This is a genomic window from Modestobacter sp. SYSU DS0511 (assembly GCF_054050755.1).
The window spans coordinates 1-14,581 of record NZ_JBJGZY010000041.1; the positions used below are offsets into that span (position 1 = coordinate 1).

At 73.6% G+C, this 14,581-nt stretch carries 14 protein-coding genes; 4 read left to right on the forward strand and 10 right to left on the reverse strand.

Annotation, left to right across the window (positions count from 1 at the left end):
• Window positions 1-169 precede the first annotated feature (169 nt).
• The 5 genes from ACI783_RS16815 to ACI783_RS16835 all read right to left on the reverse strand — a co-directional run bounded on the left by ACI783_RS16815 (window position 170) and on the right by ACI783_RS16835 (window position 3,810).
• Window positions 170-763 carry an HD domain-containing protein gene (locus tag ACI783_RS16815; protein WP_457141504.1) on the reverse strand — a complete coding sequence of 198 codons (594 nt, stop codon included), beginning with the start codon at window positions 761-763 and terminating at the stop codon, window positions 170-172.
• A 107-nt stretch (window positions 764-870) separates the two neighbouring features.
• Window positions 871-1,029 carry a hypothetical protein gene (locus ACI783_RS16820; protein WP_457085299.1) on the reverse strand — a complete coding sequence of 53 codons (159 nt, stop codon included), beginning with the start codon at window positions 1,027-1,029 and terminating at the stop codon, window positions 871-873.
• Between the two features lie 177 nt (window positions 1,030-1,206).
• Window positions 1,207-1,893: a hypothetical protein gene (locus ACI783_RS16825; RefSeq protein ID WP_457141505.1), complete on the reverse strand. Its 687-nt coding sequence runs from the start codon at window positions 1,891-1,893 to the stop codon at window positions 1,207-1,209.
• 61 nt (window positions 1,894-1,954) lie between these two features.
• The gene (locus ACI783_RS16830) at window positions 1,955-2,923 is read right to left on the reverse strand and encodes a TIGR03557 family F420-dependent LLM class oxidoreductase (protein WP_457141506.1); all 969 of its coding nucleotides are present in this window, start codon (window positions 2,921-2,923) and stop codon (window positions 1,955-1,957) included.
• Window positions 2,924-3,003: 80 nt separating this feature from the next.
• A complete protein-coding gene (locus ACI783_RS16835) occupies window positions 3,004-3,810 on the reverse strand; it encodes a biosynthetic peptidoglycan transglycosylase (RefSeq protein ID WP_457141507.1) in 807 nt (268 codons plus the stop codon).
• A gap of 226 nt (window positions 3,811-4,036) precedes the next feature.
• Between ACI783_RS16835 and ACI783_RS16840 the strand changes: the two genes are divergently transcribed.
• Window positions 4,037-5,200, forward strand: coding sequence for an RtcB family protein (locus ACI783_RS16840; protein ID WP_457141508.1), 1,164 nt, complete (start codon window positions 4,037-4,039; stop codon window positions 5,198-5,200).
• Between the two features lie 65 nt (window positions 5,201-5,265).
• Here ACI783_RS16840 and ACI783_RS16845 read toward each other — a convergent pair whose 3' ends face one another.
• On the reverse strand, window positions 5,266-5,736 hold the full coding sequence (locus ACI783_RS16845; protein ID WP_457141509.1) for an NUDIX domain-containing protein: 471 nt from the start codon (window positions 5,734-5,736) through the stop codon (window positions 5,266-5,268).
• 107 nt (window positions 5,737-5,843) lie between these two features.
• Window positions 5,844-7,616, reverse strand: coding sequence for a metallophosphoesterase family protein (locus ACI783_RS16850; RefSeq protein WP_457141510.1), 1,773 nt, complete (start codon window positions 7,614-7,616; stop codon window positions 5,844-5,846).
• A 336-nt stretch (window positions 7,617-7,952) separates the two neighbouring features.
• Here ACI783_RS16850 and ACI783_RS16855 point away from each other — a divergent pair, with 336 nt between their 5' ends.
• A complete protein-coding gene (locus tag ACI783_RS16855; RefSeq protein WP_457141511.1) occupies window positions 7,953-8,489 on the forward strand; it encodes a hypothetical protein in 537 nt (178 codons plus the stop codon).
• A gap of 437 nt (window positions 8,490-8,926) precedes the next feature.
• The gene (locus ACI783_RS16860; protein ID WP_457141512.1) at window positions 8,927-9,388 is read left to right on the forward strand and encodes a hypothetical protein; all 462 of its coding nucleotides are present in this window, start codon (window positions 8,927-8,929) and stop codon (window positions 9,386-9,388) included.
• A gap of 141 nt (window positions 9,389-9,529) precedes the next feature.
• On the opposite strand, the gene ACI783_RS16865 is transcribed toward ACI783_RS16860, so the two are convergent.
• The 3 genes from ACI783_RS16865 to ACI783_RS16875 form a co-directional block, all read right to left on the reverse strand.
• Complete coding sequence (locus ACI783_RS16865; protein WP_457141513.1) at window positions 9,530-10,960, reverse strand: LCP family protein; 1,431 nt, start codon at window positions 10,958-10,960, stop codon at window positions 9,530-9,532.
• Window positions 10,961-11,219: 259 nt separating this feature from the next.
• Entirely contained in the window at window positions 11,220-12,281 is a 1,062-nt protein-coding gene (locus tag ACI783_RS16870) for a DUF3048 domain-containing protein (protein WP_457141514.1), read from the reverse strand.
• Window positions 12,282-12,490: 209 nt separating this feature from the next.
• The gene (locus tag ACI783_RS16875) at window positions 12,491-12,937 is read right to left on the reverse strand and encodes a hypothetical protein (protein ID WP_457141515.1); all 447 of its coding nucleotides are present in this window, start codon (window positions 12,935-12,937) and stop codon (window positions 12,491-12,493) included.
• 335 nt (window positions 12,938-13,272) lie between these two features.
• On the opposite strand from ACI783_RS16875, the gene ACI783_RS16880 reads away from it, so the two are divergent.
• On the forward strand, window positions 13,273-14,331 hold the full coding sequence (locus ACI783_RS16880) for an epoxide hydrolase family protein (protein WP_457141516.1): 1,059 nt from the start codon (window positions 13,273-13,275) through the stop codon (window positions 14,329-14,331).
• The last annotated feature ends 250 nt before the right edge of the window (window positions 14,332-14,581 follow it).

Below are 14,581 nucleotides of genomic sequence, written 5' to 3' on the forward strand. Positions count from 1 at the left end.
CTCCCCCCCCCCCCCCCCCCCCCCCCCCCCCCCCCCCCCCCCCCCCCCCCCCCCCCCCCCCCCCCCCCCCCCCCCCCCCCCCCCCCCCCCCCCCCCCCCCCCCCCCCCCCCCCCCCCCACGACTGTCGTCGGAACCCCTCCTGACCGGGCCGGGCTGCGGCCGGTGGGGTCAGTGGTCCAGCGGGTTGGCGCGCACGCGCTCGGCGAAGCCACCGGCGACGAACCGGCCGGCGAGCGACGCGGGCTTGCGGCGGGCCTGCGCGGTGAAGCAGCCGAGGAACTCCTCGGCGAGCCCGCCCCGCGGGTGCCGGTCCAGCACCTGCGCGCGGAAGTCGTCCGGCCAGTCCTCGGGTCGCCGCCCCGAGACGTCCAGGCCGGTGGCCAGCTCCAGGAGGTGCGCTTCGGGATCGGCCTCGACGTCGACGTCGGCCCACATGTGCCGCACGATCACGTCCGAGACGCGCCGCCGCCGGTCGGTGTCCCAGCCCGCACCGGCGGCGAACACCCAGGCGACGGCCCCGCCGGCCTCCTCGAACGGCGCGGTGTCGCTGTCGAAGACCGGCACCAGGCCGAGGTCGTGCAGCATCGCGGCGACGTAGAGCAGCTCGGCGTCGAAGCCGATGCCGCGGGCCCGGCCGTACTCCGCTGCCCAGAGGTACGAACGGTCGCTGTGCGCGAGCAGCGCGGGCGAGGAGAAGGCCGCGGCCACCTCGCGCGCAGCGCGGGCGGCGGCGGAACCGGGCAGCGGGACGTCGAGGGGCACGGACGGCAGTCTGACCGCGTCCGTGCCCCTCGCTCCGACGTTCCCCGCCGGATGGCAGGAACCCTGCGGAGGTCGGCAGGATGACCCGCCGTTCCTCCGCTCAGGCGTCAGCCCCGGCGCGTGCCGCTCGACTTGCCGCCGCTGTTCCCACGGTTGGTCAGCGACGAGAACGCGCTCTTGAGCTTCTGCTGGTTCTGCGGCTTGCGTGCCTCGTTCATCGCCTTCTTCGCCAGGCCCGCCTTGGCCATCTTGCCGAACAGCCCCATGGCTGCCTCCTCACGTCTCGTTGTGGTCCAGGACTGGTGGGTGCCCCGGGTGGTGCTGCCCCAACCACCGCCGGTCAGGCGTTCCGGTCCACGGCGTCCAGGTGGCGCCGGAGGTCGCAGAGCCCCGGGAGGAGCGACGGGTCCCGGCGACGTCGCCGGCGAAGGCGGGCAGCACGTCTAGCCGGCGGCGGGCCGGGCGCCGTCCCCGGCCTCGTCCCCCTCCTCGTCACCGTTCTCCTCGTCACCGTTCTCCTCGTCACCGTCGTCCTCGTCCCCCTGGTCGCTGTCCCGGGCGAGCAGGTAGGTCGCCCCGCCCAGCAGCGCACCCGCCAGGACGGACAGCACGACGACCGCCGAGGTGCCGATCGGGCCGACCACCGCGGTCAGCAGCGATCGGGACCGCGACGTCGGGTCGGCCAGCACCACCCCGACGAAGACGGCGACGAGCGTCCCGGCGATCCCGGCGAACAGGTGCGCCCCCCGGCCGGCCAGCCCGATCCGGGCGGCCAGCACCCGCGCGGCCCGCACGATCCGGCCCGCGCGCAGCACCCGCAGCGCGCCCACCGTGCGGATGAGCCGCAGCACCTGGACGGGTCCGACCGCGAGCACGATCGCCACCACCACCCCGAGGGTGAGCAGCACCATCCCGCGGTGCGCGCGGAGCCAGGCCCGCTTGTCCTCGGCGACCGCCAGCAGCACCACCGTCTCGGCGACCAGCACCAGACCGCTGACGGCGTCGATCGTGCGGCCGGCGGTGCCGAGCGTGCCGCCGGCGAAGGTCAGGAACATCGCCGGGATGGACGCGAGGGCAGCCACCAGCACCGGCAGCGCCAGCCGCCGTTCCCAGCGTTCCTCGCGGCTCATCGGTGACCGTCGCGGCGTCCGGTGGTGGTGCCCGCGCCGGCCGGTGCGGGCGCCACCGGCATCAGGACGACGGGGTGAGGGACCGGACCCGCTCGATCAGCTCGCTCTTGGCGACCTGCATGAACCCGTCCGGGTCCGGGCCGGCGTTCTGCAGCACGATGTGGTCGAAGCCGGCGTCGACGTAGGGCTGCGCCTGCTGGACGTGGCGGTCGACGTCCGGGCCGCAGGAGAACTGGCCCTTGACGTCCTCGACGGTCACCGTGCTGCTGGCGGCGTCGAAGTTGACCGGGTTCGGCAGCTCGCTCATCACCGGCCAGCCCGACAGCGCCCAGCGGCTGGTCCGCAGCGCCTCCTGCGCGCCGGCGTCCTCGGTCTCGGCCCAGGCCATCGGCACCTCGGCGTAGCGGGGGCCGCTGCCGCCGTGCTCCTGGTAGGCCTGCACCAGCGACGGGTCGGCGTCGGTGGCGAACAGGCCGCTGCCGTGCTCGGCGGCCAGCTTGGCCGCGCCCGGCCCACCGGCGGCGACGGCGATCACCGGCAGCTGGTCGGGCAGGTCGAACACCCGGGCGTCCTCCAGCGTGAGGTACTTCCCCTCGTAGGACTGGTAGCCGCCCTGCCAGAGCAGGTTGATGATCTCCAGCGCCTCGCGGAGCATGTGGTGCCGGATCCGCACCGCCGGCCAGCCACCACCGACGACGTGCTCGTTGAGCCGCTCACCGGCGCCGATGCCCAGGGTGAACCGGTTGCCGGAGATGATCTGCACGGTCGCCGCGGCCTGGGCGATGACCGCCGGGTGGTACCGGATCATCGGGCAGGTGACCCCGGTGGCGAGGTGGATCCGCTCGGTCCTCGCGGCCATGGCCCCCAGCAGCGACCAGGTGAAGGCGCTGTGCCCCTGCTCCTCCAGCCACGGGTGGTAGTGGTCGCTGAGCTCGACGAAGTCGAAGCCGGCCTCCTCGGCCGCCACCGTCTGCTCGATGATCTGCGCCGGGCCGAACGCCTCGGTGGCGAGCTTGTAGCCGACCTGCATGGGGTTCCCCTCGTGTCGTCTCCGCTGTCGCCTGCCCGGTGCCCGGGTCGCGCGCGGCAGAAACGGGAGGGAACGCGCGCTCAGCCGGTCAGCGCCCAGTCGTCGTCGGCCACGTCGTCGGCCAGGGCCCGGGTGAGCTCACCGACGGCGACCAGGCGGTCGAGGACGTGCACCTGCCGGGCCGCCGCCCGCTCCGGGTGTCTCAGCGGGTCGTACGCGCTGGGCGCCTGCAGGAGCCCGGCCAGCAGGCTGGCCTGGGTCCAGCTGAGCTCGTCCGGCGCCAGCCCGAAGTAGCCCTGGGCCGCGTCGACCACGCCGGTGAAGCCGTGGCCGAAGTAGGCGTCGTCGAGGTACATCCGCAGCAGGTCCTCCTTGGACCACTCGGCGTCCAGCTTGAGCGCGAGCGCCACGGCGGAGACCCGGTTCAGGAACCCCGCCTCGCCGTCCTCGTAGACGTTCTTGGCCAGCTGCTGGTCCAGCGTCGACCCACCCAGGTCCTGGCCCGTCACCGCACCGATCGGCGCCCGCAGCGCCCCGCGCCAGTCGACCCCCACGTGGTGCTCGAAGTGTGCGTCCTCGGTGGCCAGCACGGCGGCCACCACCCGGTCGGGCAGCTCGCCCTCCAGCGGGGTGGCGCCGGCGGCGGCCAGCCGCTCGGTGACCCGATCACGGGCGTCACCGACGTCGGGGGTCACCACCCAGGCCACGCCGAGCACGGCGACGCCGAGGACGACCAGGACCAGCGCCGCCCCGACGAGGCGGCGCACCAGCCGGGCCCACCAGGGGCGCCGCACCGGGCTGGCCGACTGCGGCGACCGGTGACCCCGGGACCCCACGTCGTCCGCCTCCTGCCAGGGGCGGGAGGCGGTCGGGTGGGATGCCAGCACGGTGTTCTCCTCGGTCGGTGCGGTGGACGGTCCCAGTCCACCCCGTGCACCTGTCGCCCCGCGTCCGCCTGACGGGTGATGTTGCCGCCGGCGGCGCTCCGACCTCGGGTGGACCGTGCGTCCGGGGCCGTCGTCCGGGTAAAGGGCGTGCACCCGCGGTGCTCAGCGCGTTGACTGCACCGGCTGCGCAGCGCCACCAGCCCTCCCACGGAGAAGAGAAAGGACCATGGAGCAGATCAACGGACGCCTGCTGAGCTGGGCGTCCATCCTGGAGCCGAGCACCCGTGAGCAGGCCGAGCGGACGGCCACGATGCCGTTCGTCCAGCCCCACCTCGCGTTGATGCCCGACGCACACCTGGGCAAGGGCGCCACCGTCGGGTCGGTCATCCCGACCGAGGGCGCGATCATCCCGGCCGCGGTCGGGGTCGACATCGGCTGCGGGATGATGGCCGTCCGCACCCAGTTCGACGCCGCCGACCTCGCCGGCCGCGACCTCAGCGTGCTGCACGGGCAGATCTCCCGGTCGATCCCGCTGTCGGCCGGCCGTTACAACAAGAAGGTGCGGTTCACCGCCGAGCCGCGCGTCGAGGAGCTGCGGGCGCTGCCCGGCGCCGACCAGGCGACCGGGGCGGCGGCCAACTGGCCGATGCAGCTGGGGTCGCTGGGCTCGGGCAACCACTTCATCGAGGTGTCGCTGGACGAGCAGAGCCGGGTCTGGCTGTTCCTGCACTCCGGCTCCCGGGGCGTGGGCAACAAGCTGGCGTCCGTGCACATCCGCCGGGCCCAGGAGTGGTGCCGCGCCCAGGGCATCGAGCTGCCCGACCGGGACCTCGCGTACCTGGAGGAGGGGACGCCGGAGTTCGACGCCTACATCGAGGCCCTGCGCTGGGCGCAGCGGTTCGCCTGGCTGAACCGCGAGGAGATGATGGACCGGGTCGTCGAGCAGGTCGGCCGGTTCCTGAAGGACGACGTCCAGCGGCTGGAGACGGTGCAGTGCCACCACAACTACACCGAGCGCGAGCGGCACTCCGGGCGTGACGTGTGGCTGTCCCGCAAGGGTGCGATCTCCGCGCGGAAGGGCCAGCCGGGGCTGATCCCCGGCTCGATGGGCGCGGCGTCCTACGTCGTCGAGGGGCTGGGCAACGAGGCGGCGCTGACGTCCGCGCCGCACGGCGCGGGACGGAACCACTCGCGCAACGCGGCGCGGCGGCTGTTCAGCCGGGCCGACCTGGACGCGCGGATGAGCGGCATCGCGTGGGGGCACTCGGACGCGTTCCTCGACGAGCACCCCGACGCCTACAAGGACATCGACGTCGTCATGCGCGACGCCGCGGACCTGGTGCAGATCCGGCACACCCTCCGCCAGGTGGTGAACGTCAAGGGCGACTGACGCCCCCGCCGCCGAAATGGCCATTTCCGCCTCTCCCCCGGGGGCGGAAATGGCCATCTCCGCCCTCAGGAGGTGGCGAGGTGGGCGGCGAGGCGGTCGAGGAAGACGACCTGGCCCTTCACCAGCTTGCTGCGGGCGGTGGGCAGGTCGAACCAGGCGGCCCGGTCGATCTCGGGGAACTCCTGCACCCGCCCCGAGCGTGGCGGCCACTCCAGCGGAAAGGTGTTGCTCACCGCGGCGTCGGCGTCGAGATCGCCCTCGGCTGCCCAGACGGTGAGCACCTTGCCGCTGGTCACCCGGGCCTCGCCCAGCGGCGTGAAGTCCTCGGCCGGCACCGGGGAGCCGAGTTCCTCGGTGAACTCACGCAAGGCGACGGCCAAGGCGTCCTCATCGGGTTCCAGCTCGCCCTTGGGGATCGACCAGCCGCCGTCGTCCTTGCGCGCCCAGAACGGCCCGCCCATGTGCCCGATCAGCACCTCCGGGCCGGCTGCCCCAACCCGGTGGAGCAGGATCCCGGCGCTGCGTCGTGTCGGCACCGGCCCAGTGTCAGGTGCGCCGCCAGTGCGTGACGAACTCGGCAGCGCCGTCCGGGGTGCAGCACAGGCGGACCAGCCCACCGGGACGCCGCCGGGGGTGGGCCCCGTCAGTCGTCGGTCGGCCAGGGGCGCTCGTCGCTGATGCCCAGGTCGACGTCGCACGTGCGGTCGGGGTCGACGTCCTGCGGGCGGAAGAAGACCGTGGAGGCCGTGACGTCGTCGCCGAAGGCCTGCGGCGGCTGCGCCTCGGCCGCGGTGGCCGGGTCGGTGAGGACGGCGGTGTCCTCCGGGGTCACCTGGAACCGCATGATCCGGGTGAACTGGCACGCCCGGGAGACGAAGCCGATGGAGAAGCTGATCGGCGGCCGGTCCTCGCCGCGGACGATGTTGTCCAGGCCGCCGGCGCCGGTGGAGCCCTCGATCAGGTTGATCGCCCCGTCGCCGTCCTGCAGCTCGTCGCTGGCGTTCTGCTTGTGCACGTGGCCGGAGACGGTGAGCCGCACCCGGTCGTCCAGCACCTCGCGCACCTCCTCGGCGGCGACCGGCTCGTGGACGGCGAACACGTCGATCGTGCTGGTGTCGACGACCTCGCCGTCACCGGTGGCGGTGGCGGGCCCGGACCCGTTGGTGGGCTGGCTGCCGTCCGCGGTCGGCGCGGACGTCGAGCCGGTGGTGGTCGGGGCGGCCACCTCCGTGGGCTCGTCGACCTCGAGGGCCTCCTGGACGGCGCGCCGCTGCAGCGGTTCGACGACCGACGCCGCGTCGGCGCCGTACTCGCCGGGGCCTCCGTAGACCCGGGGGTCGGGGAGGCCGGCGATGGTCAGCCCGAAGGCGTCGACCAGGCCCGCGGAGACGTCGAAGCCGCCGGCGGTGGCGGTCTTGCTGCCCAGCACGGTGACGCCGGGGATGGTCCGCATCACGCGTTCGGTGTCCGGGGAGTCGTGGTTGCCGGCGATCCAGAGCATGGGTGTCTCGGCGGTGACCGCCCGCAGCGCGTCGAGGTAGCTCGGGGTCAGCTCGAACGCGGGGCCGAAGGCGCCCTCGTCGCCGGTGTTGATGATCAGGTCGACGTCGTAGGTGGCTGCGTACTGGGCGACCAGCGGGTAGTTGGCCGCCAGGTGCATGTCGGAGATGTACATGATCTGCAACGCGGGCTGCGGAGTCTGGTCGTTCTCGACCTGCGACTGCAGTTCGGCCTGGATGCCGACCACCGAGCCGAGGACGTCGAGGGCCTTGGACCGCTGCGTGTAGTACTGGCTGAGCTGCTCGGGGAACAGCTGCGCGGCGGCCAGCGAGCCGGTCAGGCGCGACTCACGCACCCAGTCGGGGTTGTAGCTGACGACGCCGAACACCGAGACGGCGGCCAGGGCGAGGCCCGCGGCGCCCAGCTGCTTGGCCCGGTGGCGGAGCTCGTGGGGGCGGCGGGACCGGCCGCGCAGGTAGCGGACGGACATGTTGACGGCCGCGGCCGCGGCCAGGCCGAATGCGATGCCGAGGAGCGCTTCCGCGACCAGCCAGGTGGCGATCTGGGGCACCTGGGCGGCGAAGTCGGCCTGCAGCCGTTCGACGAAGGCCGGCAGGTCGCCTTCGGCGGCGCGGGTGATCTGCAGGATGTCGACGTCCTCGGGCGAGATGTGCACGCCGATGGGGAGGTCGACGAAGTCGGGGAACTCCCAGTTGCCCAGGGTGGTGTCGGCCGACAGGACCGGGCGGCTGAAGAGGCTGCCCTGCACCTCGAACGGGATGCCCTGGACGGTGGCGTGGTACGGGAAGGCCTGCAACGCGGCCGCCGCCCCGAGCAGCGGGAGTGCGATCCGGAGCACCCAGCGCATGACGACCTCGAGGACGCGGGCGGCGACGTGCCTGGCCCGCAGGGCCACCTGGCGGACCCTCTGCCCGCGGGTCGGAGGGAAGGGCAGCGGGAGTTGGTCGCCGGGGTCGGCCTGTCGAGACATCGCGGTCATTGTCCGTGGTGGGAGGACGATCCGCCGCGATCCCCACCGGCCGTGACTGAACCGATGCGTGTGCTTGGGCCGAACGCGGTGGGACCCCGTTCCCCCGGACCCGGAGTTGGGCTTCGCCTGCTTGTCCACAGATCGGGTGACGACGGCGGCGGCCGGCCCACGGAGCTGCGTAGTCTCCCGGCAACTCTGCGCAGGCACTCGGGAGGACGACGGATGCGGCGGGTTCGACTGGCGGCAGCGCTGACCATCGGCGTGGCGGTGCTCGCCGGCTGTTCGAGCGAGCAGCAGGCCAACCAGACCCTGCCGTCGGCGAGCGCGGCCGCTGCCGAGTCGAGGGAGGCACTGCCGCCCCTCGGGCCACCGGATCTACCGATGCCGGACGAGGCCCGGGAAATGACGCCCGAGGGTGCCGAAGCCGGGCTGCGGTACTACCTCGCCCTGATCACCCACCAGGCCGGGGTCGACGGACAGCCGCTCCGGGACCTCAGCCGCGACTGCGACTTCTGCACGTTCATCGCAGACAGGTACGACGAAGACGCGGCTGCGGGGTATGAGTACCACGGTGGGGATGTGGTGGTTGACCTCTCCACACCCCCGGCCCTGACTGAGCAAGTCGCGGAGTTTTCCTTCCTCCTAACGCAGTCCGAGATTCGGATTGTCGACGGGAGCGGGGCGCCAGTCGATGGCCGAGGGCAAGCTCGCGCTGAGAATCTGAACACCGGCGCGCGGATGACCTGGAGTCAGGGAATGCAGTGTTGGCTGGTGAACCAGATTATCGTCAATTCATGAAGCGCTATCTCACGGCCGCCGCGTTGATGGCATTGCCGCTCTGGCCGTCTGTCGCACTTGCTGCGTCCTGTGAGACCTTCATATGCGCGGACCCCCAGCCAGACGTCGAACTAAACGACGGGGCAATCAATGCCAGTTACGTCGATGGGACGCCGGGACAACGACTAAGGGCCGCAACGAATGCGGTAGCTGCTAGAGAATATCAGTATCGACTCGTTCGTCCCTGCGCCTTCACCGATGGCCCGCTCGGCGGATGCGAGCAGGGAATCTCTTTATGCCCGGAGTCGACTGAGCGAGTACTGGCCGAGTACTACGTCTTGAGTCAGCGACTCGTACAAGAAGACAGGCGAGCGCTCGCCGACCTCCCTCCACATCCGTCGCTCCCGGTCGGTACGCCGTATGGCGGTCAGATAAACGAAGGGCTGTCCTGCGTCGACGTGACGGACCTGAACCCGCCGCCGTCGCCGGACGAGGTGTTCCGCTACTTCCAGACCCTGCCGCTGCCTGAGCTGGAGACCCGTCAGCAGCCACCGGGGAACGCGCTCACCAACCTCCCGGTGATCTTCTACACCGACAGCCCGTCGACCCAGACCTTCACCGTCGACATCCGCGGCTTCGACGTCGTCATCAACGCGACCGCCACCGGCTACACCTGGCACACCGGCGACGGCACCACCCTGACCAGTGACCACCCCGGCGCTCCGTACCCCGATCACTCGATCACCCACGAGTACGGCTCGGGCACCTACACCGCCCACCTCACCACCACCTGGGGCGCCACGTTCTCCGTCGACGGCGGCGTGCAGGCCGACGTCCCAGGAACCACGACCACCGACGGCCCGCCGGTCAGCTTCACCGTGCTGCAGGCCCGCCCGGTCCTGACCAACCCGTACGACTAGGGGGTCGGGGAAGCTTGTGCTCTGCTCACCGGGGGTGAGCAGAGCATAAGCTTCCCGGACAACACCTCGGCGGTCCGGACCAGCAGCGCGACGCACCCTCGTGCCCGGTCACCCGGCGGCCGCCGACGAACCGACGCCGGCCTAGTGGATGCAGGTGGTGTCGGTCGCCGTCCGCTCGTTGGTCTCCAGGCCGCTGGACGCCGGCGCCGCGACGGTGACCGCCTGACCGACGCCGTTGTAGTCACCGCCGATGACCAGCTGCACGGCGCCCGCCGGGAGGCTGTCGTCCACCGCCACCGCCACGGCGGGCAGCTGGGCGGCGACCAGCGCAGCGGCGGCCTCGTCCCCGGTGCGGTGCCGCACCGTCGTGGTCCCGGTGCTGGCGGCGTTGCCGGCGCTGGAAGCCTGGAAGCCCCCGGCCGTCAGCGTGGTGGCCGCGGTGGCCGCGGCGCCGGAGACCCCGGAGCCGTTGAGCACGCTCACGGTCACCGCCGACGGCGCCAGGGCCGGGGCCGCGCTGGACGGCGCGGCCGCCGGGGCGGCGGGCGCAGGGTCGGCGGTCAGCGACGCGAAGAAGTCGTTGACCACCGCCTGGCTGGGCGGCTGGAGCACGTCGGCGCCGTCGACCGTGGCGTCGGTGAGACCCGGGATGGTCTGGAAACTGAGGTTGCCCGGCTGCACGTTCTGCATCTGGGCGGCCAGGTCGAAGACGTCCAGCCCCCGGTCGAAGGTGATGCTGCTGCCGACCTGCTCGACGATCGCCTGCTGCTTGCCCAGGTCGAGCAGCAGGTTCGAGGAGAGCACGTTGCGCAGCGTCCCGGCGATGTAGACCTGCTGCCGCACCACCCGGTCCAGGTCGGACCGCAGACCGTGCCGCTGGCGGACGAACTTCAGCGCGTCCGCCCCCGTGATCGTCTGCACCCCGGCCGGGAAGTCCGCACCCGAGTAGACGTCCCGGGTCGCCTCGCAGAGGTTGACCTCCACGCCGCCGACGATGGTGCTGAGGTTGATGAACCCCAGCAGGTTGATCTCCGCGAAGTGGTCGATCCGCAGCCCGGTGAACTGGCTGACCGTCTGCACCAGCAGCTGCGCCCCGGCGGCGTCCTTCTCGACCTCCCCGCCCGGCGCGGCGTTGTGACCACGGGCGTAGGCGGAGTTGAGCCGCCCCTTGCCGTACCCCGGGATCGACACGTAGGTGTCCCGCGGCAGCGAGACGAACGACGCGGCCGACCCGTCGGCCGGCACGTGCACCAGCATCATCGAGTCGGTGTTGAGCACCCCGTCGGCCTCACCGGTGCTGAACAGCCGCTGCTGCTCCGGGGTGAGCCCCTTGCGCGAGTCCATCCCGACCAGCAGCAGGTTCATCTCCGACCCGGCGTGCGCACCGCCGTTGACGTCGGAGTTCCCGCTGTCGGGGATGGCGTCGGTGCGGCTGACGCTGGCCTCGGCGACCCGGGCGAGGTTCCAGCCCCAGCCGCTCCCGGCCAGCAGCACCGCGCTGAGCACCGCGGCGACGCACCGCACGAGCACGGCGGTCCGCCGGGCGCCGGGGCCCGCAACGTCGGCTCCCACCGCGCTCCGCGGGGGCCGGCCCACGCGCGGGTCCAGGCGTGCGGGCAGGGGGCGCTGCCCGTCCCGGCTCATCGCGCGCTCCGGTCACGCCAGCCCAGGGACCGCCCGCCGACGACGGCGCGACCGGTACCGGCCGGCACGAGGAGGGGGCAGCGCACCCGGAGGAGGCTGCCAGGCCGGCGCTGCCGTTCCAGTGACCGGCGCGTGCGCCACGACCCGCCCGTCACAGCAGGAACAGCAGCCCCGGCCGGTCCGCGGTTCAGCCGACGACGACGTCCCCGGTGCCGTTGGGCACCAGCTCGACCCAGGTGTTGCCCGCGCCCAGCTGCACCGGCATGCCGTCGGGCCCGGTGAGGATGAACCGGTCGGCGACCCCGGCCTTGGTCCAGGTCGCCTGCACGGTGTGGCCACCGGTGGCGACCACCGCGGCGCCGGTGCCGGTCAGCACCGTCTCGGGCACCGGGTTGCCGGCCGGGTCGGTGAACGCGGTGTTCTGCACGTCGACCCGCAGCACGACGACGTTCACCGCGCGCAGCGGCGTCCCGTCGGCCTCGACCGCGGGCGTGGTGCCCTCCGCCCGCACCCACCGGCCGTCCGGCGGGCTCCACGTCCACTGCGGCCGGCTCACCCCCGACAACTTCAGCTGCAGGGTGGTCGCCGGTGCGCCGCCGACGACCGCAGTCGGCTGGCCGTCGGCGGGAGCCATCTCGAACTGGGGCGGCGGCGCTGCCAGGTGCCCGGCATCGGCCTGGGCGACCAGCGCCGCCGGGTCGGCGTAGACGTTGTGCGGCGCCGAACGGGTGTCGATCCGCATGAACCCGGGCGCGCCGGCGTCCTGGCTGATGATCTGCAGTCCGGCGTCGGCGGCGGCGTCGATGAACGGCCGCTGCCCGCCCGAGAAGGCGAACAGGCCATGCAGCGGGCCGGCGATCGCCGCGTCCATCGGCCGCACCGAGCGCACCGGCCCGATCTGCGGCGGCAACGTCGAGTGGTAGACCGCGACGTAGCGGGTGATGCCGCCCTCGACGACCTCCTCCCAGACCATGTCGGCGGCGTTCAGCCCGGTCTGGGGCCGTGCGGCGACCGAGTTCTCGATCTTCACCGCGAGCGCCGGGCGGGGCGGCACCTCACCGCTTTCCAGCCCGGTCAGCGGCCACAGCACCGGGGGCGGAGGCGGCGGCGGAGGGGTGGACGACGTGGGCGCCGGCTCGGCGACCGGCTCGGCGCCCCCACCGCAGCCCACGGTGCCGGCGAACACCGCGCCGATCAGCAGGGCGGCTCGGAGAACTCGACGGGGACGCCGGACGGCGGGCTGGTGCACGGTGGAGCCTGCTCTCGGTCGGCGGCGCGGTGGATCGGCGTCCACGCTAGGTCGCCGGGCGGCCGCCGACGGCCAGGCCGCACGCGGCGGCGCCCCATCCGACCCACCGGCCTTGCCCGCCCCAACCAGTGCCGGCCCGGCAGACGACAGCGCCCCGCCGCCCGGGTGGGCGGCGGGGCGCAGCAGGTCGGGGCTCAGCGGGTCGGGGCTCAGCGACCGCTGAAGGCGGCGACGCCGAACTGCTGCACGCCCTGCTCGTCCTCCTGGACCAGCACGGTGTAAGCCGAGCCGCCGATGATCGCGCTGCAGATGTCGCCGTTGCACTCCACCGTCGACACCTGGGCGCCCTGCGACGCCACGGACTGGCGGAAGGCCGCCTCGGTCTCGGCGTTGCGGTCGGCCATCCGGTCGCGCCACAGCACGAGGCCGGTGATCGCCACGGCGACGACGATGACCGCCACCATCAGCGCGATCAGGGTGCTGGTGTGCCGGCTGACCCAGCCGGGCTCCCCCTCGTCACCGGTGGCCGGGTCCGCGGCGCCCGTGGTGTCGGGGTCGGTGGGCTGCCCGGCCGCGGGGGCCGTCGCGGTGCCGGCGGCGGTCGCCCCCGGCTGGCCGGGGGTGGTCTCGGGCGTGTTCGTGCCGTCGGTGCTCATGGTGGAGTGCCTCGTCCTGTCGGGTCTCGGGTTCGCGCCGCACGGGGACGGAGCTCCCTCGCCCGGCGCGCCGCACCGGCGCTGCGCCGGGCGGGGTGACGCGGGGGCCGGCACACCGGCCGCACGATCCGGCCGACGCTCAGCCCACCAGCTGACGGACGAGACGATGCCACACCTTCCTGTGCCCCGGGGGCACGCCGGGCGGGCCCCCGGCCCCGGACCGGCCGGTGCGGCAGAGGTACCTGGTGGGTCCCCGGGACACCTCGGATGCGGCAGAGTGGCGCACCGAGATCGGCTGGCCGGTCTCCCGTCTCTCCCCGGGCTGAGAGGTCACCATGGACGACGCCGCTCCCCCGCCGGTCGACGCCGCCGACCTGGACGACCTGCGCGCCCGGCTGCGCGGCTGGCGGCCGGTGCCGCTGACCGACGTCGCCGGCTGGGGCCGCGGCGCCGAGCCCGGCTACCTCGCCGACCTGCTCGACTCCTGGGCGGAGACCTACGACTGGCGCCCGCACGAGGAACGGATCCGCGCCCTGCCCTGGGCGCTGTCCAGCGGGCTGCGGCTGGTGCACCAGCGGGCGGCCGACCCGGATGCGCCGGCCGTCGTCCTGCTGCACGGCTGGCCGGACTCGGTGCTGCGCTTCGAGCGGGTGCTGCCGCTGCTGCGGGACGTCCACGTCGTCGTCCCGGCGCTGCCCGGCTACCCGTTCGCCGCACCCGCGCCGGCGATGTCGTCGGCGGAGATGGCCGAGCTGGTCGCCGAGGCGCTGGCCGACCTGGGGTACGCCCGCTACGTCGTCTCCGCCGGCGACATCGGCCGCGGCGTCGCCGTGGCGCTGGCCGCCACCTACCCCGAGCAGGTCGCCGCGCTGCACGTCACCCACGTGCCGCTGGCCGCGACGACGGCGGAGCCCCGCACCGACGATGAGCGCGCCCACCGCGAGCGCGCCGACACCTGGCGGGTCACCGACGGCGGGTACCTGGCCCAGCAGGCGACCCGGCCGCACACGCTGGCGGTCGGGCTCGGCGACTCCCCCGCCGGGCTGGCCGCGTGGATCGTGGAGAAGCTGCGCGGCTGGAGCGACTGCGGCGGCGACGTCGAGTCGGTCTGGGCCCGCGACGAGCTGCTGACCTGGGTGAGCGCCTACTGGTTCACCGGCGCGATCGGCACCTCGTTCGGCCCGTACGTGCAGCGCAGCCCGGTGTTCCCGCGCATCGAGGTGCCCACGGTGGTGCAGCAGTTCCCCCACGAGCTGGTGCCCGCACCGCGGTCGGTGGCCGAGCGGGTGTTCACCGTCCGCGACTGGCGCGAGGAGCCCGTCGGCGGGCACTTCGCCGCCTGGGAGCAGCCGGAGCGGTACGCCGCCGGGGTGCGGGCGGCGCTGGCCCGATAGGAAACCGGTCGCGGGTGGGCAGCCGGCTCGGCAGGCTGCCCACCGTGTTCCTCGACGAGCGGGTCGCCGCCACTTACGACGACGACGGCGCGTCCGCGCCGGAGGTGGTGGGCCCGGCGGTCGACCTGCTCACCGAACTCGCGGGCGAGGGGCCGGCGCTGGAGTTCGCCGTCGGCACCGGCCGGATCGCCCTGCCGCTGGCCGCCCGCGGCGTCCCGGTGAGCGGCATCGACACCTCCGAGCCTGGAGC